This window comes from Streptosporangium heterodermiicola, from assembly GCF_051390675.1.
Lineage (GTDB): Bacteria > Actinomycetota > Actinomycetes > Streptosporangiales > Streptosporangiaceae > Streptosporangium.
Genome location: NZ_JBPJSR010000012.1, coordinates 1 through 20,995, shown reverse-complemented (window position 1 = coordinate 20,995; position 20,995 = coordinate 1). Strand labels below are relative to the sequence as shown.

At 71.3% G+C, this 20,995-nt stretch carries 20 protein-coding genes; 10 read left to right on the top strand and 10 right to left on the bottom strand.

Annotated elements, in window-relative coordinates:
- Positions 1-3 precede the first annotated feature (3 nt).
- The 6 genes from ACSC1Q_RS24925 to ACSC1Q_RS24900 form a co-directional block, all read right to left on the bottom strand.
- Positions 4-1,107 (bottom strand): SRPBCC family protein, encoded by a 1,104-nt coding sequence (locus tag ACSC1Q_RS24925; protein ID WP_436761127.1) that lies wholly within the window; start codon positions 1,105-1,107, stop codon positions 4-6.
- A gap of 244 nt (positions 1,108-1,351) precedes the next feature.
- Positions 1,352-2,347 carry a pyridoxamine 5'-phosphate oxidase family protein gene (locus ACSC1Q_RS24920; RefSeq protein ID WP_436761126.1) on the bottom strand — a complete coding sequence of 332 codons (996 nt, stop codon included), beginning with the start codon at positions 2,345-2,347 and terminating at the stop codon, positions 1,352-1,354.
- 6 nt (positions 2,348-2,353) lie between these two features.
- Positions 2,354-2,797 (bottom strand): VOC family protein, encoded by a 444-nt coding sequence (locus ACSC1Q_RS24915; RefSeq protein ID WP_436761125.1) that lies wholly within the window; start codon positions 2,795-2,797, stop codon positions 2,354-2,356.
- A gap of 163 nt (positions 2,798-2,960) precedes the next feature.
- Positions 2,961-3,536 carry a CGNR zinc finger domain-containing protein gene (locus ACSC1Q_RS24910; protein WP_436761124.1) on the bottom strand — a complete coding sequence of 192 codons (576 nt, stop codon included), beginning with the start codon at positions 3,534-3,536 and terminating at the stop codon, positions 2,961-2,963.
- A gap of 70 nt (positions 3,537-3,606) precedes the next feature.
- Positions 3,607-3,813 (bottom strand): hypothetical protein, encoded by a 207-nt coding sequence (locus tag ACSC1Q_RS24905; protein WP_436761123.1) that lies wholly within the window; start codon positions 3,811-3,813, stop codon positions 3,607-3,609.
- A complete protein-coding gene (locus tag ACSC1Q_RS24900) occupies positions 3,803-5,485 on the bottom strand; it encodes a PspC domain-containing protein (RefSeq protein WP_436761122.1) in 1,683 nt (560 codons plus the stop codon). Before ACSC1Q_RS24900 ends, ACSC1Q_RS24905 begins: the two co-directional genes overlap by 11 nt.
- Before the next feature lie 141 nt (positions 5,486-5,626).
- On the opposite strand from ACSC1Q_RS24900, the gene ACSC1Q_RS24895 reads away from it, so the two are divergent.
- From ACSC1Q_RS24895 to ACSC1Q_RS24870, 6 genes are all read left to right on the top strand, one after another.
- On the top strand, positions 5,627-6,841 hold the full coding sequence (locus tag ACSC1Q_RS24895; protein WP_436761121.1) for a PspC domain-containing protein: 1,215 nt from the start codon (positions 5,627-5,629) through the stop codon (positions 6,839-6,841).
- A 211-nt stretch (positions 6,842-7,052) separates the two neighbouring features.
- Positions 7,053-7,691, top strand: coding sequence for a response regulator (locus tag ACSC1Q_RS24890; RefSeq protein ID WP_350970858.1), 639 nt, complete (start codon positions 7,053-7,055; stop codon positions 7,689-7,691).
- 160 nt (positions 7,692-7,851) lie between these two features.
- Positions 7,852-9,321, top strand: coding sequence for a glutamate-cysteine ligase family protein (locus ACSC1Q_RS24885; protein WP_436761120.1), 1,470 nt, complete (start codon positions 7,852-7,854; stop codon positions 9,319-9,321).
- A 205-nt stretch (positions 9,322-9,526) separates the two neighbouring features.
- Positions 9,527-10,210: a neutral zinc metallopeptidase gene (locus ACSC1Q_RS24880; protein ID WP_436761119.1), complete on the top strand. Its 684-nt coding sequence runs from the start codon at positions 9,527-9,529 to the stop codon at positions 10,208-10,210.
- A gap of 244 nt (positions 10,211-10,454) precedes the next feature.
- On the top strand, positions 10,455-10,733 hold the full coding sequence (locus tag ACSC1Q_RS24875) for a WhiB family transcriptional regulator (RefSeq protein WP_436761118.1): 279 nt from the start codon (positions 10,455-10,457) through the stop codon (positions 10,731-10,733).
- A 113-nt stretch (positions 10,734-10,846) separates the two neighbouring features.
- Positions 10,847-11,707 carry a CPBP family intramembrane glutamic endopeptidase gene (locus ACSC1Q_RS24870; protein WP_436761334.1) on the top strand — a complete coding sequence of 287 codons (861 nt, stop codon included), beginning with the start codon at positions 10,847-10,849 and terminating at the stop codon, positions 11,705-11,707.
- On the opposite strand, the gene ACSC1Q_RS24865 is transcribed toward ACSC1Q_RS24870, so the two are convergent.
- On the bottom strand, positions 11,605-12,441 hold the full coding sequence (locus ACSC1Q_RS24865; protein ID WP_436761117.1) for an ABC transporter permease: 837 nt from the start codon (positions 12,439-12,441) through the stop codon (positions 11,605-11,607). The two genes, ACSC1Q_RS24870 and ACSC1Q_RS24865, sit on opposite strands and share 103 nt — an antisense overlap.
- A gap of 132 nt (positions 12,442-12,573) precedes the next feature.
- Positions 12,574-13,293 carry a PIG-L deacetylase family protein gene (locus ACSC1Q_RS24860; RefSeq protein WP_436761116.1) on the bottom strand — a complete coding sequence of 240 codons (720 nt, stop codon included), beginning with the start codon at positions 13,291-13,293 and terminating at the stop codon, positions 12,574-12,576.
- 122 nt (positions 13,294-13,415) lie between these two features.
- Between ACSC1Q_RS24860 and pcrA the strand changes: the two genes are divergently transcribed.
- Complete coding sequence (gene pcrA, locus ACSC1Q_RS24855) at positions 13,416-15,674, top strand: DNA helicase PcrA (RefSeq protein WP_436761333.1); 2,259 nt, start codon at positions 13,416-13,418, stop codon at positions 15,672-15,674.
- Positions 15,675-15,950: 276 nt separating this feature from the next.
- On the opposite strand, the gene ACSC1Q_RS24850 is transcribed toward pcrA, so the two are convergent.
- Together ACSC1Q_RS24850 and ACSC1Q_RS24845 are read right to left on the bottom strand one after the other, a co-directional pair.
- Positions 15,951-16,859: a hypothetical protein gene (locus ACSC1Q_RS24850; RefSeq protein ID WP_436761115.1), complete on the bottom strand. Its 909-nt coding sequence runs from the start codon at positions 16,857-16,859 to the stop codon at positions 15,951-15,953.
- Between the two features lie 368 nt (positions 16,860-17,227).
- On the bottom strand, positions 17,228-18,205 hold the full coding sequence (locus ACSC1Q_RS24845; protein ID WP_436761114.1) for a hypothetical protein: 978 nt from the start codon (positions 18,203-18,205) through the stop codon (positions 17,228-17,230).
- Between the two features lie 406 nt (positions 18,206-18,611).
- Here ACSC1Q_RS24845 and icmB point away from each other — a divergent pair, with 406 nt between their 5' ends.
- The 3 genes from icmB to ACSC1Q_RS24830 all read left to right on the top strand — a co-directional run.
- Complete coding sequence (gene icmB, locus ACSC1Q_RS24840) at positions 18,612-19,019, top strand: coenzyme B12-dependent isobutyryl CoA mutase small subunit (RefSeq protein ID WP_344746239.1); 408 nt, start codon at positions 18,612-18,614, stop codon at positions 19,017-19,019.
- 318 nt (positions 19,020-19,337) lie between these two features.
- On the top strand, positions 19,338-20,519 hold the full coding sequence (gene sucC / locus ACSC1Q_RS24835) for an ADP-forming succinate--CoA ligase subunit beta (protein ID WP_436761113.1): 1,182 nt from the start codon (positions 19,338-19,340) through the stop codon (positions 20,517-20,519).
- Positions 20,519-20,995: CoA-binding protein (locus ACSC1Q_RS24830; RefSeq protein ID WP_436761112.1), on the top strand; the 477-nt coding region annotated here is incomplete at its 3' end. The genes sucC and ACSC1Q_RS24830, both read left to right, overlap by 1 nt.

Here is a 20,995-nt window from a genome sequence, read left to right as displayed (position 1 = left end):
CGGTCAGTGCCGCAGGGCGCGGCGGATCAGCCAGGCGAGCAGGACGATGCCCGTCAGGGCGGCGACCAGGGGGGCGACGCGCTTGAGGAGGGGCATGCCCGCGACCTCCAGGAGGTTCAGGGCCTCCTCGTCGGGGCTGAGCGAGGTGCGCGAGGTGCCCGCCGGATGGCTCTGGCGGGACTCCGCCTCCTCGCCGACGGCGAGGCCGGGGGGCGTCGGCACCGCGCTGAGGTGACGTCCAGGCCCGCCCGGGGCGCCGGGGCCGTTCAGGCTCTCCGGGCCGCCGGGGCCGCCCAGTCCGGACGCCGTACCCGGGGCCGCGCGACCCTCGTGGCCTTCCGGGCCGTACCCCGTGGAGCCCGCCGGGCCGGGGAACGCAGAGGTGGCGGTGCCGGGGCTCTCCGCGCCGGAGGCCGTCGAACCGGCGGGACCGGCGGGTGCCGTGGACGCGGTGGGACCGGTGGACGCGGCGGGCGCGGTCGCGGAGTCGGCGGACTCGTGTGAGCCGTCCGGGTCGGCCGGGCGTGCCGGGCCGGGACCCCAGGTCTCGGAGATCGCCGGAACGTCGTCGTCGTCCGGCCCCGGCCTCTGGGGAGCGCTCCAGCCACCCACGCCGGCCGTCCCGGCGGTGGTCTCGGCGGCCGTCTCCACGCCGGGGCCCTCGCCCAGCAGGCGGGAGAGGTTGGCCGCGAACCTGTCGATCAGCTTCCCGCCGACCTCGGCCATCACGCCCCGGCCGAACTGGGCCGGGCGGCCGGTCACGTTGAGGGAGGTGCCGACGGTGACACGGGTGTTCCGGCCGTCGGGATGCAGGCGCGCGACGACCGTGACACCGGCCGTGCCCGGCCCTCTGGCCTCCTTGCCGGAGGCCTTGACGGTCATGGAGCGGGTGTCCTCGTCCACCTTCTCGAAGGCGGCCCGGCCCTGGTACGTCACCGTGATCGGCCCGATTCTCATCTTCATCCGGCCGGTGAAGGAGTCACCCTCGATCTTGTCCACGGCGGCTCCGGGCAGGCAGGGCGCGATCCGCTCGACATCGAGCAGCACCGGCCACGCCTGATCGACAGGCACCGGAACCGTGAACTCGTGCTCGAATCGCATCGCCATCACTCCGCTCCTCACCGGTCGGCCGCTGTCGCGACATTACGACTACACGGGGGCGTATTGCCAGTATGCCGCCCTGGAGCCAGGTCGGGCCTCCCACGGCGGTCCGTGTCCGTGCGGTCCGCACGGACCGCACGCCAGATCTGTGCCCGTTCTTGGTACTGCCCTCGTTGGCGGGGACGATGCGCCGATCCGTGCCACGCCCTCAGACCTTCGCGTCACGCCCTCGGATCCTCGCGCCGCGATCTCAGACCGGCGGGTTGTGGCGGGAGTACTCCGCGAACCTCCAGCGGAGCGGGCTGGCTCCCCGTACGCGGACGAGCCGGTCCAGCTCGAACCGGACCAGCCGCTGCGCGCCCGGGACGCCTCCGGGATCCCAGTCGACGTGGGCCCGCCCGGTCAGGTGCAGGGCGTCGCCCCTCTCCCAGTCGAGGAAGAGCAGGCCGCAGCCGTCGTCCAGCTCCAGGTTCCCCAACGTCATGTACATGGAGTTGCCCACGTACTCCGGCCAGACCAGCCGCCGGTCGTCCAGCACCCGGACGAACCCGGGGTTGCCGCCCCGGTGCGAGAGGTCGGCACCGAGGCCGGGCGCGGAGGTGGCGACGAAGAACGTGTCGGCGCTTTCGATCCACGCCCGGTCGTCGTCGCCGAACACCGTCGCCGAGGAAAAGCCGGTGGAACCGGTGGAGCCGGGAAAACGAGTGAATCCGAAGGAGTCAGTGGATCCGGGGGAGCTGGGGGCGGGCGCCGTCGCTCCCGCTCCCGGTTCCGCTCCTGCTCCCGGCCCCGGTCTTGCTCCCGCTCCCGGCCCCGGCTCCGTGACGATCTCTCGCGCCTGGATGTACTTGGGACAGTTGGCGTACGCCTGCTCGGTGCGGACGATCAGCCGTCCGCCCTCCCGCGAGAGCGTGCCGTTCACCCGCATCCTGCGCCTGCTCAGCGGCTCGATCGCGAGCATCCCGATCCGGCCCCCGTCCAGCCCGGCCAGCGGGTCGCGCTCGCCCGGCACGGCGTCGATCACGACCGTCCGCTCGTCCACCGCCTCGGCGAACCCCTCCGGCCCGGTCAGGACGGACGCCCACAGGCGGCCGTCCCGTCCCGTCGCCCCGATCAGCAGCATCCGCTGTCGCGCCAGGAACTCGGCCGCCACCGCCGGGATCTCCGGCCGGGTCCTGGCCGAACCCAGCCCCGCCACGCGTACCCCGGCCCTTCGCTGGACCGCGATCTCTCCTGCGTGCTCCATGATCGCTCAGAAGAATCCGCAGGTGGGGGCGGCGGCCACCGGCGCGGGAGAACCCTCGGCGCCGGTGGGCGCGTAGATCTCCAGCCGGATCCCGTCAGGGTCCTCGAAGAACACGCCGCCCGAGGACGCGCCCTCGCGGTGCGCCACCACGCCGTCGTGGTGGAGCGTGGTGCCCGCCTCCCTGATCGCGGCCTCGGCCCTGCGGACCGTCTCGATGTCCGGGACCTGGAAGGACAGGTGGTGCAGGCCGGGCAGGCCGGTGGCGAAGCGGCCCTCGCTCTGCTGCCAGAGGGTGAGCACCAGGGTGCCGTCGAGGCCGAGGAAGGCGTACCGGCGGCCCGCCTCGCCGGACTCGGCGAGGACCTCGAAGCCGAAGATCTTGCGATAGAAGTCCCTGGACCTGTCGAGGTCGGAGACGTTGAGGCCGACGTGGCCGGTCTGGAAGGTCATGTGATCTCTCCCGTCAGGCTTTCTAACGGATGGTTCCGTTAGTTTGACCGCGGGGTAAATCTAACGCATGAACAGCTTTTTTCCCATTATAAATGCGTGATGTAAGTCACGCCTGAAAGAAGTCCTGACCCAAGAGGCGTGAGGAGGTCGGGGTCGGGCGGGGTCAGCCGTCGCGGTGCTGCTGGTAGTGGCGAGCCGCGCGGGCCCGGTTGCCGCAGCCGACCGAGCACCACTCCTGCCGGGCGTGGTCCTTGAGGAAGTAGAGCACGCAGCGCGGCGCCGGGCAGGTGCGCAGCCGCTCACGCCGCGGCCCGGCCAGCAGCTCGATCGCCGACGTCGCGAGGGCCGCCCGGATCCGCGCGGACTCCGAGGTCCCGTCGCCGGGGACGGTCCGTGCCAGGGGAGCGCCCTCGGCGGGCCACTCCAGCCGTGCGGCCAGCGGCACGGCCAGCGCCGTGGCGTTGACCAGGTCGAGCGACTCGGCGAACCCGGGGAGCCGGTGCGCGTCCGCGCCGCTCGCGGCGCCCGGCCCCACCGCCCTGGCGAAGAGCGCCCGTACGGCCTGCCGCAGCTCCACCACCTCGCGCCGCAGCTCCTCCGAGGCGACGAAGCCCGGGTCGACGCCCAGCTGGGCGGCGTGCGCCCGGCCCCACGCGGTCATGCCCTCGACGTCGGCGAGCGTGTCCGCCGGACCGGTTCGCGTCGCGCGGACGGTGCTGACGAACTCCAGTGCCGACATACCCCGACTCTAACGCCTGATTCGGCCTTTTGCCGTTAGGTCTCTTCGATCCCGCCGGCGGGCGACGGGCCTAGCGCCGGATGACCCTGGCCAGGATGGCGACCAGGCCCGCGAAGCCCAGGCCGCCCACCAGGATTATGAGCATGACCAGCGGCTGGACGGACGGCTCGCTGATGAAGACGATGCCCGCCGCGATGAACACCACGCCGCTGAGCAGGGCCATCCAGTCGGTACGGTGCACGAGACGGCGTTCGGTCCTGTCGACGTCAGGCCGCACGGCGCACCTCCACGTCCCCGATGCCGGCCTTGATGTTCAGCACGATCGTCGCCACGTCGCCCTTGGGGGCCACCTCGGGCTCCAGGATCTTGTTGTGCTCGATGTCGGCCCCTCCCTCCACCACATGGTCGATCTTGACGTCGCCGAACTTGGTGGAGCCGTTCACCTCGATCCTGGCCGTCGAGGGCAGGATCACGCTGATCTCGCCGACGGAGACCGAGGCGTCCACGATGGTCCGCGAGCCCGGCGGCAGGACCAGGTCGCCCAGGTCGAGCCTGCCCTCTCCCACGCCCACCGAGTAGGTGCGCGCCACCTCGGACAGGGTGGCGGGCTCCCAGGTGTAGTTGCCGAACTTCTTCGGCATGCCGCCCAGCGTGGACCCCGCGATCAGGGCGATCGACAGGACGGTGCCGGTCGCGACCAGCCCCGCCCCCCGGCCGAACCAGGTGGCGATCAGCAGGCCGGCGCCGATGACGACGAGTGCCGCGCCGCCGACGACCGTCATGTTGACCGGTCCCGATGCGGACTGGATCGCCACGATGATCCCTCCAACGATGATGGCCAGACAGATGGTCATGCTCCCGACGAGTGATCTGCGCCGCTGCGGCCTGGGCGGCGCCACCACGGTCCCGCCGTACGCGGCCGGGTCGTAGTAGGGGGAGTACGGCTGCGGCCGCCTCCGGGGATCCAGGGGCTGGTAGGGGCCGTACGGCGAGAAGGGCTCGCCGGAGGAGTCGAACAACGGCCTCGCGGCGCCGTACGGGGCGTACGGGGCGGCTCGTGGCCCGTACTCCGGCGGTGCGGCGGGGTCCGGGGGCATCCCCGGCTCGTCCCCGGCCCGGGTCCCGGGGGCGGGGTGCGGGGGGACCGTCGCGGATCCCGGTCCGGACGTGGGCGCGTACGGCTCCGTGACCGTCTCGGCCCCCGGCCGGTCGGCCGCGTGGGCGGTGGGGGACGCGGCGGCGTGGGCGGCCGGAGCCCGGTCACCGGCCGGGTCCCGCTCACCGGCTGGACCCCGCTCACCGACCGGGTCCCGCTCGCCGACGGGGCGCTGCCCGGCGGCGGTGCCCGGCGCGTGGGCGGCCGGACCGGGCCACTGATCGAACGGAGAGGAAGACGGAGACGAGGACGGGGACGAGGCGCGGCGCCTGCGCAGCCGTTCGGGCAGCGACCTCGCCACGGCCAGCAGATCGACCCCGCGGGAGTGGGCGGCGAGCAGGGCGATGGCGAACACCGTGCCCACCACGACCGTGCCGGTGCCGATGCCGTCCGAGGAGACATTGACGATCAGTCCGAGGGCGAACAGGCCGGTCAGCAGGGTCAGGACCGTCTCGCTGTCGAAGTCGCGGCGGATCCACTGCTCCAGGTAGCCGGGGCCGCCGTCGGTCTCGCGCATGAGCAGGAACGCCGCGATGTAGAGCATGATCCCGATCCCGGAACCGAGCACCAGCACCGCGAAACCGACCCGGAGCAGCACGGGATCGATCCGGGCGTACCTTCCCAGACCGGCACAGACACCCGTGAGCATGCGGCCCTCGTTGCCGCGCCTCAGGCCGCGCTCCTCGAAGCGCTCCCCGGAACGCTCTCCGGAACGCTCCTGGAAGCGCTCCTCGAAAGGGGAGGAGGCGGACGGCGAGCTCGCCGGATCCTGGGCCCGCCCGGTGTCGTTCATGTCCTCATCGTGGCCTTTCCCGGTCCGCGACGCATCCGGGAGACCCCTGAGTCGTCCCGGAGAGGGTAGGTCTCTCTCAGGGTCGCTTCAGGGGAACGCCTGATGCACTGGCAGGCTGGTTCATGTGACGATGCTGACGATATGGCTGACCGACAGACAGTTCGTGACGCGGCGCCCGTGATGACCGAGGACGCCCCCTTCCCCCGCCTGGTGAGACCGGTGGAGGGGCGGCTGGTCGCCGGCGTGGCCCAGGGGGCCGCCGCCCAGCTCCGGCTCGACCCGGTCGTGCTGAGGCTGGCCTTCGTGCTGCTCACCGTCCTGAACGGGTTCGGCGCCCTGGCGTACGCCGCCCTGTGGATGTTCACCCCGCGCGAGCCGCACGAGGGCAGGGAACCCGGGAGGGACTGGAGCCAGCTCGCCGCGTACGGCGCGATCGGGATGGCGCTGACGGCCCTGGGCTGGCTCACCGGCACCTCGGCTACCGGGATCGGCGCCTGGCCGATCGCGGTGGGCGGCATCGGCTCGCTGATCCTGTGGCAGCAGGCCGACCCCGACCGGCGGCAGCGCTGGATGAGCAACACCGTCGGGCAGGTCCGCCAGAACCGGGTCCGTACCTTCCTCGGGCTCGTGCTCGTCGTGGTCGGCGCGATCGGCTTCCTGGTGGCCAACGACGAGCTGGGCAACGCCCGTCCGGGCATCGTGTTCACCCTGGTGGTCGTGGGCGGTGTCGCGCTGATCACGGCGCCCTGGCTGGCCGCCCTGTGGAAGGAACTGCAGCGCGAGCGCCGCGAGCGCATCCGGCAGGAGGAACGCGCCGAGGTGGCCGCGCACGTGCACGACTCGGTGCTGCACACGCTGACGCTCATCCAGCGCAACGCCCAGGACCCGCGCGAGGTGATGCGGCTGGCCCGCTCCCAGGAGCGTGAGCTGCGCAACTGGCTCTACCAGCCCCAGCAGGACGCCGACGCGTCGGTGGCCGCGGCCGTGCGGCGGGTCGCGGCCGAGGAGGAGGACGCGCACGGGGTGCCGATCGAGGTCGTCTGCGTCGGCGACGGCCCGCTCACCCCCGAACTGTCCGCGATGATGCAGGCCGCGAGGCAGGCCATGGTCAACGCCGCGAAATACTCCGGCTCCGAGGTCGTCTCCGTGTACGCCGAGACGGAACCGGACGAGGTCACGGTCTTCGTCCGGGATCGGGGAATCGGGTTCGACATGGGCGATGTGCCCGAGGATCGTATGGGTATCCGTCAGTCGATCATCGGCAGGATGGAGCGCCACGGGGGCAGCGCCCGTGTGCGGACCGAGCCCGGCGAGGGCACGGAAGTGATGCTGACCATGAAGCTGGAGAAGGCGTGAGCGGCGAGCGGGCCACGACCCGGCGAACCTGGGCCCCGTCCTCGGGATCACGGCGGGCCGAGGAGCGGATCTTGGGACCGTCCCGGGGGTCGCGGCGGGCCGAGGAGCGGATCCTGGGATCGCGGCGGGCCGGAGTCCTGCGCGTAGGATCACGGCGAGGATCGCGGCGGGCCGGAGAGCGGTCCTCGGGACCGCGAGGGGAAGAAGTCCGATGAGTGTGGTGAAGGTCCTGATCGTCGACGACCACCGCCTGTTCCGCTCCGGCGTGCGGGCCGAGCTGGGCGACTCCATCGAGGTGATCGGGGAGGCCGAGGACGTGGAGTCCGCGGTCAAGGCGATCGCCGCGCTGGGGCCCGACGTGGTCCTGCTCGACGTGCACATGCCCGGAGGCGGCGGCCAGGAGGTGCTGCGCCGGGTCCTCGGCGCCGGTTCCACGGTCCGCTTCCTCGCCCTGTCGGTCTCCGACGCGGCCGAGGACGTCATCGGCGTGATCCGGGGCGGTGCCAGGGGATACGTGACCAAGAACATCAGCGGGCGCGAGCTCACCGACGCGATCCGCAGGGTGGCCGAGGGCGACGCGGTCTTCTCCCCGAGGCTGGCCGGGTTCGTGCTGGACGCGTTCGCCTCCAGCGAGGCCCCGCCGATCGACCCCGAGCTCGACTCGCTCACCCAGCGCGAGCGCGAGGTGCTGCGGCTGATCGCCCGCGGTTACGCGTACAAGGAGATCGCCAAGGAGCTGTTCATCTCGGTGAAGACGGTGGAGACCCACGTCTCGTCCGTGCTGCGCAAGCTGCAGCTCTCCAACCGCCACGAGCTGTCCCGCTGGGCCACGGCGCGGCGCCTGGTCTGAGCCTCCGCGCGTCCGTCCCCACGGGCTTTCGCGCGTCCGTCCCCACGGGCCTCCGCGTGTCCGTCCTCATGGCCTTCGCGTGTCCGTCCTCACGGCTTTCGCGCATCCGCACCCCGCTTGCTTCTGTACGAGTAGTTACTTCTGTGCGACTCTGCGAAGTATGGGACGCGATGTACCTGCGATGGTGTTCAGCCGCGAGGACCGGCGGCGCTACCGGGACAAGGTCCGCCGGTGCCTTGACGTCTTCGCGCAGATGCTGCGCGAGTCCAGATTCGAGTTCGACGAGCCCAAGGCCGGGCTGGAGATCGAGCTCAACCTCGTGGACGAGCGCGGCGAGGCGGCCATGAAGAACACCGAGGTGCTGGAGGCGATCGCCCAGCCCGACTGGGCGACCGAGCTGGGCCAGTTCAACGTGGAGATCAACGTCCTGCCCGAATCCCTCGACGGCGGCGGCGCGGCCCGGCTGGAGCGGGTGATCAGGGACCGGCTCAACCACGCCGAGGAACGGGCCCGTACCGTCGGCGGGCACATGGTGATGGTCGGCATCCTGCCCACGCTGCGGGAGAGCGACGTACACGAGGGCACGCTGTCGGCCAACCCCCGCTACAAGCTCCTCAACGAGCAGATCTTCGCGGTCAGGGGCGAGGACCTGCACCTGGCGATCGAGGGCGAGGAGTTCCTGGAGACCTACGCCGACAGCATCACCCCCGAGGCCGCCTGCACGAGCCTTCAGCTCCACCTCCAGGTCAGCCCCGAGGCGTTCGCCGCCAACTGGAACGCCGCCCAGGCCATCGCGGGCCCCCAGGTGGCGCTGGCGGCCAACTCGCCGTTCCTGTTCGGCCGCAGGCTCTGGCAGGAGACCAGGATCCCGCTGTTCGAGCAGGCCACCGACACCCGCCCGGTGGAGCTGAAGACCCAGGGCGTACGGCCCAGGGTGTGGTTCGGCGAGCGCTGGATCACCTCGGTCTTCGACCTCTTCGAGGAGAACGCCCGCTACTTCCCCGCGCTGCTGCCCCTGTGCGACGAGGAGGACCCGCGCGAGGAGCTGGCGCGTGGGATCACCCCGCAACTCGGCGAGCTGACCCTGCACAACGGCACCGTCTACCGGTGGAACCGGCCGGTCTACGCGGTCGTGGACGGCACCCCGCACCTGCGGGTGGAGAACCGGGTGCTGCCCGCCGGGCCCTCGGTGGCGGACGTCGCCGCCAACGCCGCCTTCTACTACGGGCTCATGCGTGTCCTCCCGTACGCGGAACGCCCGGTGTGGACGCGCATGTCGTTCGCCGCGGCCGAGGACAACCTGCACGCCGCCGCCCGGTACGGCCTGGACGCCCGGCTCTTCTGGCCGGGGCTCGGCGAGGTGGTCGCGTCCGAGCTGGTCCTGCGCCGCCTGCTGCCGCTCGCGTACGAGGGACTCGACCTGTGGGGGGTGGACCCCGGGGCCAGGGACCGGCTGCTGGGGATCGTCGAGCAGCGCTGCCTGACGGGCACGACCGGGGCGAGCTGGCAGATCGACGCGGTGAACGCGCTCGGCGACCTCGACAGGCACGAGGCGCTGCGCCGGATGACCCTGCGCTACATCGAGAACATGCACACCAACGAGCCCGTCCACACCTGGCCGTCCCTGTGAGACCGTCACCGGGATCGCCTCCGGTACCGTCCGGAACCGCTGCCGGGATCGCCGGGGCAGGCTGTGAGATCCCCCGCCGGGACCGCCGGGACCGCCCGTGAGACCGCCGCCGGGGCCCGCCGTGCCGCCCCCGCCTTCGCGCCGGACGCTCCCCGGTCGTGCCGATCCCTCGCGCGGGAGCCGCGGACTCCGTCACGATAGGCCCATGAGAGCGTTCTCCTTTTTCCTGGCCTTGGTCCTGGCCGCCGTCACCGCCTGCGGGAGCGTGGGGGAGGGTACGGAACCGGAGGCGGGCCCCACCGGTGAGGCCGGTGAGGAGGCCACGCCCAGCGCGCGCGGGCAGACGTTCGAGTCGGACGTCGAGCTGGCCAGGGAGCTCACCGAGGCTTACTGGAAGCAGACCTTCTCCGCGGCCGGGCTGACCTACCGCCCGGTCACCGAGTTCGTCGCCTACCAGGGGGAGAACGGGCCCGACTGCGGCGGACAGCCGTCGGTGCCGAACAACGCCTTCTACTGCCCGGTGGGACACTTCATCGCCTACGACGAGCAGTGGATGAACGGCCTCTACGAGCGGATGGGCGACGGCTCGGTCTATGTGATCATCCCGCACGAGTTCGGGCACGCGGTGCAGGCGCAGTTGAACACCGCGTTCCGCCTGAACATCGAGCAGGAGCTCCAGGCCGACTGCTACGCCGGGGGGACCCTGGGGGCGCTCGTCAAGGGCGGCTCGCTGCAGACGGAGCCCGGCGACGAGGACGAGCTCCTGATCAACCTCGCCGCGGCGGGCGACCCCACCGACGACTGGCTGCGCCCGGACGCCCACGGTACGGCGGGACAGCGCCAGCAGCTGTTCGCCAAGGGATACAACCAGGGAACGACCGCCTGCTGAGACCTCGCCCTAAGCCTCGTCCCGAGGCTTCGTCACGCGGTGGCGGGCGCCGAAGCGGGCCACGGGGGCGCCGGGGTGTCGCCGGGGTTCGGGGAGCGGCGCGCCGTCGGCGTACACCCCGGTGAGGGAGCCGGTGAGGGAGTACGCCGCGATGAGTACGTGTGAATCCGTCAAGAGGCTGATGTCCGGCGGCCGAGGGCGACCTACTCTGACGGAGGACGGTGAGTCACCAGGGGGCGGTGTCATGCGGATGATGGTGCGGGATATCGGCTGGGCCGCGCGGGGTGCCTGCGGTACGAGCGACCCCGAGCTGTTCTTCCCGCTGACGCAGTCGCCGGAGCACGAGGCGCGGGCGAAGGCGGTCTGCGAGCGGTGCCCGGTGCTGAAGGAGTGCCGGGCCTACGCGCTCCGCGCGGCCGAGCCCGAGGGGATCTGGGGCGGCCTGACGGTGCGGGAGCGCCGTGGCCTGCGCTTCCCCGCCGGCTGGCGCCAGGCCGCCGCGAGCCGGGCCCCCGTCGCGTAGCCTCGAACCGGATTCGCGGGGATCCCGAAGATCACGGTCCCCGGCGCGGCCCGGCACGCGGGGCGCGAGACGGCGTCCGAGAAAATCGTGGGGAGTCGTGGGCATTCGTGGGCATGGAGCGTGAGCCTGGTCGAGCCGCCCGCACCGGGCCCGAGGGTGTGCCCGCGGGCGTGCTGACGAGCGCGGTGGCCGTGCTGGTGGCGGCCAACGTGCTCAACAACCGCCTGGCGCCGAGGCTGGCACCGCTGACCTCGGCCGCGGCCACCGGCGCGCTGGTCGTGATGGCCCGCCGTTCCGGGCTCTCCTGGGCCGAGCTGGGATTCCACCGGCGCGTGCGGGGCCTGCGGATCGGCGGCGCGCTCGCCTCCGCCGTGGCCGCGGCCTACACCGTGGGCATCGCCGTCCCGGCCACCCGCAGGTTCTTCCGCGACGAGCGCGCCCTGTCCCTGTCGCGCGCCCGCGCGCTGGAGGAGGCCCTGCTCCAGGTGCCGGTCGGCACGGTCCTGCTGGAGGAGGTCGGCTTCCGCGGGGTGCTGCACGCCCTCGTCGCCCGCTCCCACGGCCACGGTACGGCGACCGCGGTCTCCTCGGTCCTCTTCGGCCTCTGGCACATCCTGCCCGCCGCCGACATGATGGCCGCCAACCCCGCCCTGAGCCGCCTGGCCGCCGGGGAGACCCTCGACGACCCGGATACGCGGGGCACGTCGGAGGTGTCCAGGGCACCCGGGAAGGCGCCCGCGTGGCAGGTGGCGCGGGTCGTGGCCGGTTCGGTGGTCACGACGGGCCTGGCCGGAGTGCTCTTCACCGAGCTGCGCAGGAGGGGAGGTCTGGCCGCTCCCGCGATGTTCCACGTCGCGACCAACTCCCTGGGCTACCTGTTCGCCCGCCTGGCCCCGCCGAACCACGCCCGTCCGGTCCGTCCGGTCCACCTGGCTCGCCCGGTCCCGCCGGAGGAGCCCGCCCCGGGCCGCTGACCGCTGCCGAGGTGGCCGCGGGCGGCGAGCTCGACCGTGACGACCACGGCCACCGCCTCCGCGGCCAGCAGCGCGACCAGCACGACGAGCTGCACCACCCCGGCCTGGAGCGGGCCGGCCCCGCCCAGGAGCATCCCCACGAAGGCGCCGGGCAGCGTGACCAGGCCCACGGTTCCCGTCTGGTCCAGGGCGGGCACCAGCGCCTGCGCCGCGGGCGGGCGGCAGATCTCCATCGCCGCGTCCCGCTCGGAGAAGCCCAGCGAGAGCGCCGCCTCCACCTCGCCGCGCCGGTGGGCCAGCTCGTCCAAAGCCCGCCGTCCCGCGAGGGCCGTGGCCGTCAGGCACCCGCCCAGCAGGATGCCCGCGATCGGGATCAGTGTGATGCCCAGAGGCGGGACGACGCCGCTGCCGAACAGCAGCGCCAGGACCGGCACGGTCCCGGCCGCGATGGGCACCGCGGCCCACCGGACGGCGGGACCCGAGGTGATCCTGCGTCCCGCGGTCACGCTCGCCACCCCGTACATGACCAGCACGAAGACCGTCACCGCGAGCGCGCGTTCGACGGCCCACACGATGATCAGGGACACGACGCCGAGCTGGGCGACGGCGCGCAGGCACGCCACGAGCACGGCGGGCGCGTGGCCGAGGCGGCCGAGCCAGGCGACGGCGGCGGCCCCGACGGCCAGCAGGAGGACGACGACGGCGGTGGCGAGCGACAGATGGATGCTGTTCAACGGCGCGGACCTCCCGTCGGGTGCCTTCGGGGTTCCCAGGTTCCCAGGTGCCCGGAGGTGACCGTGAGGAGGGTCCGGCTCCTCCAGAAGGGTTCCCGTAGGAGAGGCGATCCGGTCGGTGCCCTCAGGGGGTCAGGCGGTGGAGACCCGCTGGAAGGCCTCGACGTAGCGGCCCTCGCCGAAGCCCGCCTCGGCGGCGATCTGCGAGAAGCGGCCCCGCAGGAAGCCCTCGAAGTCCTCCAGGTGGCCGATCTGGCTGACGTGGGAGCGCAGGGCGGCGAGCTTGCGGTCGAAGGTGCCGGTGACGTCCACGTGGTGGTCGGGCGCCGGGCCGCCGTTGAGCCAGACCTCGCGGACGGTCCACGCCTCCAGCCCCTCGTCGAGCAGCAGCGACGGGAAGGTGTACGGGTTGCGCGCGTCGGGGTAGACGGCGTCGAGGGCGGAGCCGCCGACCGCGCGGTGGTCGGGGTGGCTGGGGGCGATGAACCGGTAGTTGCGCTCGGGGCTGTGGGTGATCACCAGGTCGGGTCTGACCTGCCGGATGACCCGGGTGATGTCGCGCCGCAGGTCCAGGCTCTGCACCACGGTCCCGTCGTGGTGGCCGAGATAGCGCACGTCGGTCACGCCGACGGCCTTGGCGGCGTTGGACTGCTCGGCCCGGCGCAGCTCGGCCATTCCGCCGTTGTCCAGCTCGCGGTCGAAGCCGCCCGCGTCACCGTCGGTGACCACGCAGTACGTCACCTCGACGCCCCGGTCGGTGAACAGCGCGATCGTGCCCGCGGCGGCGAAGTCGACGTCGTCGGGGTGCGCGGTGATCGCGAGTACGCGGCTGATCTCGTTCTCAGAAAGCATGGAAGCCCCTCCGTTGTCCCCGTACCGCTCCGTCATCACAACCGTGAGCGAGTCCACCCGCATTCCTTCGCGGTGGCTGGACCCGGTTGTCGGTCGGTCGTTCTAACCTAGGTGACGTGTCGATCCCAGCCTCCTCCCTGACCCATCCGTTGCTCGACGGGCTCAACCCCCAGCAGCGCGAGGCCGTCGTGCACCACGGCAGCCCCCTGCTCATCGTCGCCGGCGCGGGGTCTGGCAAGACCCGGGTGCTGACCCACCGCATCGCCTACCTGCTGGGCGAGCGGGGCGTGCAGCCGCAGGAGATCCTGGCGATCACCTTCACCAACAAGGCCGCGAGGGAGATGAAGGACCGGGTCGACCGGCTCATCGGCCCGCGTTCGGCGGCGATGTGGGTGATGACGTTCCACAGCGCGTGCGTGCGGATCCTGCGCCGCGAGGCCAAGCGCCTGGGCTTTCCCACCAGCTTCTCCATCTACGACCAGGCCGACTCCCAGCGGCTGATGGCGATGGTCTGCCGCGAGATGGACCTCGACCCCAAGCGCTACCCGCCGAGGTCGTTCTCCGCCCAGGTGAGCAACTTCAAGAACGAGCTGATCGACTACGAGACGGCGTCGGCCCAGGCGTCCACCCACCTGGAGCGCAAGCTCGCCGAGGCGTACCGCAACTACCAGCAGAAGCTCACCGAGGCCGGAGCGATGGACTTCGACGACCTCATCATGCTGACGGTGACGCTGTTCCAGATCTTTCCCGACGTGGCCGAGCACTACCGGCTCCGCTGGCGCCACATCATGGTCGACGAGTACCAGGACACCAACCACGCCCAGTACACCCTGATCCGCGAGATCGCGGGCCGTCCCGAGCCGCGCACCGCCGACGGCGACACGGTCGGGGAGGGCGGGGAGAGCGGGGTCGCCCCGGCCGAGCTGTGCGTGGTCGGTGACGCCGACCAGTCGATCTACGCCTTCCGCGGCGCGACGATCCGCAACATCCTGGAGTTCGAGCGCGACTACCCGGAGGCCAGGACGATCCTGCTGGAGCAGAACTACCGCTCCACCCAGACGATCCTGTCCGCCGCCAACGCGGTGATCTCGCGCAACGCGAGCCGCAAGCCCAAGAACCTCTGGTCCGACCAGGGCGCCGGGTCGAAGATCACCGGCTATGTCGCCGACAACGAGCACGACGAGGCCATGTTCGTCGCGCAGGAGGTCGACAGGCTCACCGACCACGAGGACGTCGTGCCCGGCCAGGTCGCGGTCTTCTACCGGACCAACGCCGCCTCCCGGGTGTTCGAGGAGATCTTCATCCGGACCGGCCTGCCGTACAAGGTGGTGGGCGGGGTGCGCTTCTACGAGCGCAAGGAGGTCCGCGACCTGCTCGCCTACCTGCGCTTCCTGTCCAACCCGAACGACGTGGTGTCGCTGCGCCGCGTCCTCAACGTGCCCAAGCGCGGCATCGGCGAGCGCGCCGAGGCGATGGTCGAGGCGTTCGCGACCAGGGAGCGGATCCCCTACTGGGAGGGGCTCCGCCGGGCGGACGACGCGCCGGGCATGGCCACCCGCTCGCTCAAGGCGATCAAGGAGTTCGTCGCGCTGATGGACGAGCTCATGGTGAGGGCCGACGACATGACGCCCTCGGAGCTCGCCCAGGAGGTGCTGGCGAGCACCGGTTACCGCCTGGAGCTCACGGCCTCCAACGACCCGCAGGACGAGAGCCGCCTGGAGAACCTGGACGAGATGGTCTCGGTCGCCTCCGAGTTCGAGGAGGCCAACCCCGAGGGCACGCTGGTGGAGTTCCTGGAGCAGGTCTCCCTGGTCGCCGACGCCGACCAGATCCCGGCGGCCGACGGCGGCCAGGGCGTGGTGACGCTGATGACGCTGCACACCGCGAAGGGGCTGGAGTTCCCGGTGGTGTTCCTCACCGGCATGGAAGACGGCGTCTTCCCGCACATGCGCTCGCTCGGCGAGCCCAAGGAGCTGGAGGAGGAGCGCCGCCTCGCCTACGTCGGCATCACCCGGGCCGAGCAGCGCCTCTACATCTCCAGGGCGGCCGTCCGCAGTTCCTGGGGCTCGCCCGCGTTCAACCCGGCCTCCCGGTTCGTCGCCGAGATCCCGTCCGACCTGGTCGACTGGCGCAGCGACCCGGAGAAGAGCGCCTGGAGCGCCGCCACCCGCCGCGACTCCCGCCCCGCCCCGGCGAGGAAGCCCGGCGGCAGGCAGATCCCCAACCTCACCCCCGGCGACCGGATCACCCACGACCAGTTCGGCCTGGGCACGGTCGTGTCCGTGGACGGGGTCGCGGAGAAGACCAAGGTCAAGATCGACTTCGGTGGCGGGGGCGAGAAGACCCTGCTGCTGGCGTACGCGCCCCTGGAGAAGCTCTGACCTTCGGACGAGCGTCCGGGGGAAGCCGGGAAGGGGCGGGGAGTCGTCGCCGTGCGCGTCGGGAGGCGGGGAGGGCCGGAGAGTCCGCGGTGCGCGCCGGGAGGCGGGGAGTCGTTGCCGCGAACGTCGGGAGGCGCGGAAAGGGCGGGGAGTCGTCGCCCGCTGTGCCCTTCTCGCGCCCTTCCCGCGCCTTCCCGTGTCCTTTTCTGCGTCCGCGGCGCCTTCACGGCCGCCTCGGGCCGGTGAGGGCGCGGGCCACCTCGGGGCGCGGGCGGTTCAGCCCTTGAAGATCTCCCCGATGGGGTCCTCCGGCCGGGTGGTGTCACCGAGGAGCTCGTCGAACTCGGCCACCTGGTCGGCGGGCGGAGCCTTGATCGTGACCTTGGTGCCCCAGCCGGTGTAGCGGGTGTCGTTGACGTAGGTCAGCTCCGTGCTGTTCAGGCCCCGGGTGGACTCCGTGTACGACGACACGACCCGGCGGACCAGCTTGTCGGAGCCGAGATAGATCTTCCAGGTCACCGGGAGCGTCGCGGACCTGCCGGTGGGCTTCCTGCCCAGCATCGTGCGCACCGAGGGAGAGACCTTGAAGAGCTCGGCCAGCGTGATCGTGCCCGAGTGGACCGTGGTCCGGGTGCCGTCCCACGTCCCGCCGGGACGCTTGGCGCGGGTGTGGGCGAGGGTCGCCTTGAGAGTGCCGGGCTCGACGGTGCTGATGATCTGCTGGACGGCGCTGACCAGGGAGAGCGTGTCACCGGGCGTGCGCAGCCACTTCTTGCCCTCGGGCATGGACTCGGCGAAGATGCCGCCCGAGGTGTAGCCGACACCCTTCAGCGAGAGCGTCCGTGACGGGGTGAACAGGCCCTTGAGCTCGCCGTCCGTCGCGGGCAGGCTGAACTTGGTGGTCAGGTCCGAGGCGACCACGCCGGTCCTGCCGAACTCCAGCACGCCGCTCCGCCGGGTGAGGATCGCCCGGTTCTTCTTGCCCTTGCCGACGATTTTCGTGTTCTCGGTGAGCTTCACGCCCCGGTGGGTCCTGAACTGGCGCTTCAGCGCCGAGACCGGGTCGGCCGCGGTGGCCTGGGGGGTCCGGACGGCCTGGGCGCCCGCCGGGGCGACGGTCACCAGCGTGGGAACGATCAGGGCCGCCATGGTGGCGCCGGTCAGGGTGGCGATGATTCGCCTCATCGAGGGGGGTCCTCCCGTATGGTCCTCGCGTCGTCGCGGAGGGTGGACCAAGATTCTTACCTATATCCCGAAATGTCGGATCAAGAATCGCCAGAGGAGTCGGAACCGGGCGCCATGGGTGCCGACCGTCCTGGGCGGTGGGAAACCCTCGACGGGCCGGGATCCGTGCGAGCTGGGTCCGTGCGGGCCGGGATCCGTGCGGGCCGGGATCTATGCGGGCCGGGATCCACGCGAACTGGGGTCCATGCGGGTCGGGGTCCGTGCGGGCCGGGATCCGTGGGGAGTGGAGAACGCCGCGAGCCGCGCCCGGCGGGAGTGACCCGCCGGGCGCGGCTCGGGTGGTGCGGGGTGTGATCAGCGAGGAAGGATCACTTGATGGTGAGCAGCGGAACGGGCGTGTCGGCCGCGAACCGGTCGTTCAGTTCCTTCATCGTGGAGACCTGGTCGGCGGGCGGGGCGTCGATCGTGACCTTCGAGCCCCAGCCGCTGTAGCGGGTGTCGATCGTGGAGGTGGGCCCGTTCGCGAAATCCGAGGACGAGATCGTCAGCCGCACGGGCAGGCGGTCCGCGTTGAGGAACAGCCGCCAGTTGACCACGGTCTTCGCCTGCTGCTTGGTCAGCGGGACTTCCTGCGCGACGCGGAACCACGGTGAGACCTTGTTGAGCTCACCAAAGGTGATCTTTCCTGAGTAGGCGGTCGGACGCTTGACCGTGGCGCGCGCGAGGAGGGCCTTGAGGGTCGAGGGTTCGGTGGGGTTGACGAACTGGCCCAGCGAGCCGGTCAGGCCGAACGTGTCCTTCGGGTACACGAGCCAGGGCTTGTCCTCCGGCAGGAACTGGCCGAACGCCCCGCCCTGGATATACGCCTTGTTCTTGACCCGCACGACTCTTTCCGGCTCGGCCAGCCCGGCGAACAGCCTGTCGAGGTCCTTCTCCGCCTCGGTCTTTTCGCCGCCGTCGTTCTCTTCCGTGTCGAACGCGAAGAGGTCCTCCTGGGCCCGCAACTGGGTGGTGTGGTCCGACGCCGCGACCCCGGAGGCGCCGAACTGCAATTCACCCTTGCGGTGGGCGAGAGTCGTGCTCTTCTTGCCGTTTCGAATCTTGACGGTGTCGACGAACGCTACGCCGTAGCCGCTTTTGAGCCGGCTCTTCAACGCGCTGACCGGATCGGCGGCCTGCGCGTGCGCGGTCGATGCCAGCGCCGGAACGCCCAGCACGGCCGTGGCGGCGCACGCCAGCCCGGCGATGTATCGCTTCAAGGGGAAGTCCTCCTGATTGACCCCTCCACCCTGATGAGGGAGGGGAGGAATAGCCTTGCGGAGCAAGATCACGAAATAGTAGCGCATTTGAAGGGCTGTCCTGAATTAATTGTGCATATTCGGTGCAGAGACGTCCTTCCGGCCTTTGGAGTTGTCGTCCGGCCGCACCGGGAACGGGAATGTGTTCCCGGACAATCACGGACGGTCAGTTTCCCTTTTTTCGTGGAACCTCGGTTCCGCCGCGCATTCCGGCTCGTTTAGCCGGGGCCCGGCCGACGGGGACGCGGGTCGTGGCGCCGTACGGAAGGGCGGCGGCGCCGTACGGAAAAGCGGTGGCGTCGCGCGGAAGGGCCCGTGGCGCCGCACGGAAAGGCGGTGAAATCAGGGCCGCTGTACCGTGGTTCGCGGTGGCCCGCCGAGCCCGGCGCGGCGCGGCCGGTTACGCTGCGGACAGCTCCCACGTCGCGAGGGGAGCGCAGACAAGGAGGTCTGGATGGATGCCGTGTCAAGGATCCGCGTCGTCATCGCCAAGCCGGGGCTGGACGGTCACGACAGGGGCGTGAAGATCGTGGCGCGGGCGCTGCGGGACGCCGGGATGGAGGTCGTCTACACCGGCCTGCACCAGACGCCCGAGCAGATCGTGCGCACCGCGATCCAGGAGGACGCCGCGGCGATCGGGCTGTCCATCCTGTCCGGCGCGCACATGACGCTCTTCGCCAAGGTGCTGGAGCTGCTGAAGGAGAACGACGCGGGCGACATCGTGGTGTTCGGCGGCGGGATCATCCCCGAGGCCGACATGCCCGCGCTCCAGGAGATGGGCGTCGCACGCGTCTTCACCCCGGGCGCGACCACCCAGGAGATCGTCGACTGGGTGCGCAGCGCGATCCCCTCGCCCGTCTGACGGTCCCCGCTCGTCCGACGGATCTGTCGTCTTACCTCTCCCCGGTGCTCCGGCCGCCCCTCACCTGTCTGATCGCCTGTCTGACGAACCCCTGACAGGCCGCCCACCGGCCCGGTGAACCGGCTCGCGGGACCGGCGGCCAGGGCGGCCGGTTCGGCGCGAACAGCATTCGGGGCGTACGATCTGGAACCCGGTTACCTGGTCATGCCATGAGGCGGGCTAGGCTTCATTGGCGCAAAACCGCCGGGCTCCCCCTTGGATCATGGAGTCGGCCCGCTCACATCTGTACACCAGCCGGACAAGCAAGGACGGACCCTCGTGGACCTGTTCGAACATCAGGCGAAGGAGCTCTTCGCGGAGTACGGCATCCCGGTGCCGCGCGGCGTGGTCGCGCACACCGTGGAGGAGGCACGGGCGGCAGCCGAGCAGCTGACCGGCCGTGTCGTTGTCAAGGCCCAGGTCAAGACCGGTGGTCGAGGCAAGGCCGGTGGCGTGAAGGTCGCCGACGACGCCGCCGACGCCGAGCGGAAGGCCACCGACATCCTCGGCATGGACATCAAGGGCCACACGGTCCACAAGGTCCTGATCGAGGAGGCGAGCGCGATCGCGGAGGAGTACTACTTCTCCTTCCTGCTCGACCGCGCCAACCGTACGTTCCTCGCCATCTGCTCGGCGGCGGGCGGCATGGACATCGAAGAGGTCGCGCACAGCGCCCCCGAGAAGGTCGCGAAGGTCCCGGTCTCCCCCCTGGACGGCGTCGACCGGGCCAAGGCCCGCGAGATCGCCCAGGCCGGAGGGCTGCCGGAGGCCGCGCTCGACGGCGCCGCCGAGCTCATCGAGAAGCTCTGGTGCGCCTTCGTCGACGAGGACGCCTCCCTCGTCGAGGTCAACCCGATGATCCTGTCCGCCGACGGCCAGGTGAAGGCCCTCGACGGCAAGGTCACCCTCGACGACAACGCGTCCTTCCGCCAGACGGACCACGCGGCCTTCGAGGACAAGGCCGCCGAGGACCCGCTGGAGGCCGCGGCCAAGGCCAAGGACCTCAACTACGTCAAGCTCGACGGCTCCGTCGGCATCATCGGCAACGGCGCGGGCCTGGTCATGTCGACCCTGGACGTCGTCGCCTACGCGGGCGAGGCGTTCCCCGGGCAGCCCAAGCCCGCCAACTTCCTCGACATCGGCGGCGGCGCCTCGGCCGAGGTGATGGCGGCCGGCCTGGAGATCATCATCTCCGACCCCGCGGTGAAGTCGATCTTCGTGAACGTCTTCGGCGGCATCACCGCCTGTGACGCGGTCGCCAACGGCATCGTCTCGGCGTTCCAGCTGCTGGAAGCCCGCGGGGAGAGCGTGAGCCGCCCGCTCGTCGTCCGTCTGGACGGCAACAACGCCGAACTCGGGCGTCAGATTCTCTCCGACGCCAAGCTCTCCGGCGTCGAACTGGTGGACACCATGGACGATGCGGCCAAGCGCGCCGCCGAGCTCGCCGCGGTAGGTGCGTAATGGCCATCTGGCTGAACGAGAACAGCAGGATCATCGTCCAGGGCATGACCGGCGGTGAGGGCACCAAGCACACCCGCCGGATGCTCGCCTCCGGCGCCCGCGTCGTCGGCGGCGTGAACGCCCGCAAGGCGGGCACCGTCCACGAGGGCCTGCCCGTCTTCGGCACCGTCGCCGAGGCGATCAAGGAGACCGGCGCCGACGTGTCGGTCGTCTTCGTGCCCCCGGCGTTCACCAAGGACGCCGTTAAGGAGGCCGTCGACGCCGAGATCCCGCTCTGCGTGGTCATCACCGAGGGCGTCCCGATCCACGACACCACCGAGTTCTGGGCGTACGCGATCGCCAAGGGCGGCAAGACCCGGATCATTGGGCCCAACTGCCCCGGCATCGCCTCGCCCGGCGCCTCCAACGCGGGGATCATCCCGGCCGACATCACCAGCGCGGGCCGCATCGGCCTGGTCTCGAAGTCGGGCACGCTG

Bases quoted from the DNA above. Each gene is read 5' to 3' on its own strand.
- ACSC1Q_RS24925 (WP_436761127.1), bottom strand. From the start codon at position 1,107: ATGGCGATGCGATTCGAGCACGAGTTCACGGTTCCGGTGCCTGTCGAT.
- ACSC1Q_RS24895 (WP_436761121.1), top strand. From the start codon at position 5,627: ATGGCTGACCGACAGACAGTTCGTGACGCGGCGCCCGTGATGACCGAG.
- ACSC1Q_RS24845 (WP_436761114.1), bottom strand. From the start codon at position 18,205: ATGCGCTACTATTTCGTGATCTTGCTCCGCAAGGCTATTCCTCCCCTC.
- ACSC1Q_RS24870 (WP_436761334.1), top strand. From the start codon at position 10,847: ATGGAGCGTGAGCCTGGTCGAGCCGCCCGCACCGGGCCCGAGGGTGTG.
- icmB (WP_344746239.1), top strand. From the start codon at position 18,612: ATGGATGCCGTGTCAAGGATCCGCGTCGTCATCGCCAAGCCGGGGCTG.
- ACSC1Q_RS24920 (WP_436761126.1), bottom strand. From the start codon at position 2,347: ATGGAGCACGCAGGAGAGATCGCGGTCCAGCGAAGGGCCGGGGTACGC.
- ACSC1Q_RS24915 (WP_436761125.1), bottom strand. From the start codon at position 2,797: ATGACCTTCCAGACCGGCCACGTCGGCCTCAACGTCTCCGACCTCGAC.
- ACSC1Q_RS24860 (WP_436761116.1), bottom strand. From the start codon at position 13,293: ATGCTTTCTGAGAACGAGATCAGCCGCGTACTCGCGATCACCGCGCAC.
- ACSC1Q_RS24885 (WP_436761120.1), top strand. From the start codon at position 7,852: ATGGGACGCGATGTACCTGCGATGGTGTTCAGCCGCGAGGACCGGCGG.
- ACSC1Q_RS24875 (WP_436761118.1), top strand. From the start codon at position 10,455: ATGCGGATGATGGTGCGGGATATCGGCTGGGCCGCGCGGGGTGCCTGC.
- ACSC1Q_RS24880 (WP_436761119.1), top strand. From the start codon at position 9,527: ATGAGAGCGTTCTCCTTTTTCCTGGCCTTGGTCCTGGCCGCCGTCACC.
- ACSC1Q_RS24910 (WP_436761124.1), bottom strand. From the start codon at position 3,536: ATGTCGGCACTGGAGTTCGTCAGCACCGTCCGCGCGACGCGAACCGGT.
- ACSC1Q_RS24890 (WP_350970858.1), top strand. From the start codon at position 7,053: ATGAGTGTGGTGAAGGTCCTGATCGTCGACGACCACCGCCTGTTCCGC.
- ACSC1Q_RS24850 (WP_436761115.1), bottom strand. From the start codon at position 16,859: ATGAGGCGAATCATCGCCACCCTGACCGGCGCCACCATGGCGGCCCTG.
- ACSC1Q_RS24900 (WP_436761122.1), bottom strand. From the start codon at position 5,485: ATGAACGACACCGGGCGGGCCCAGGATCCGGCGAGCTCGCCGTCCGCC.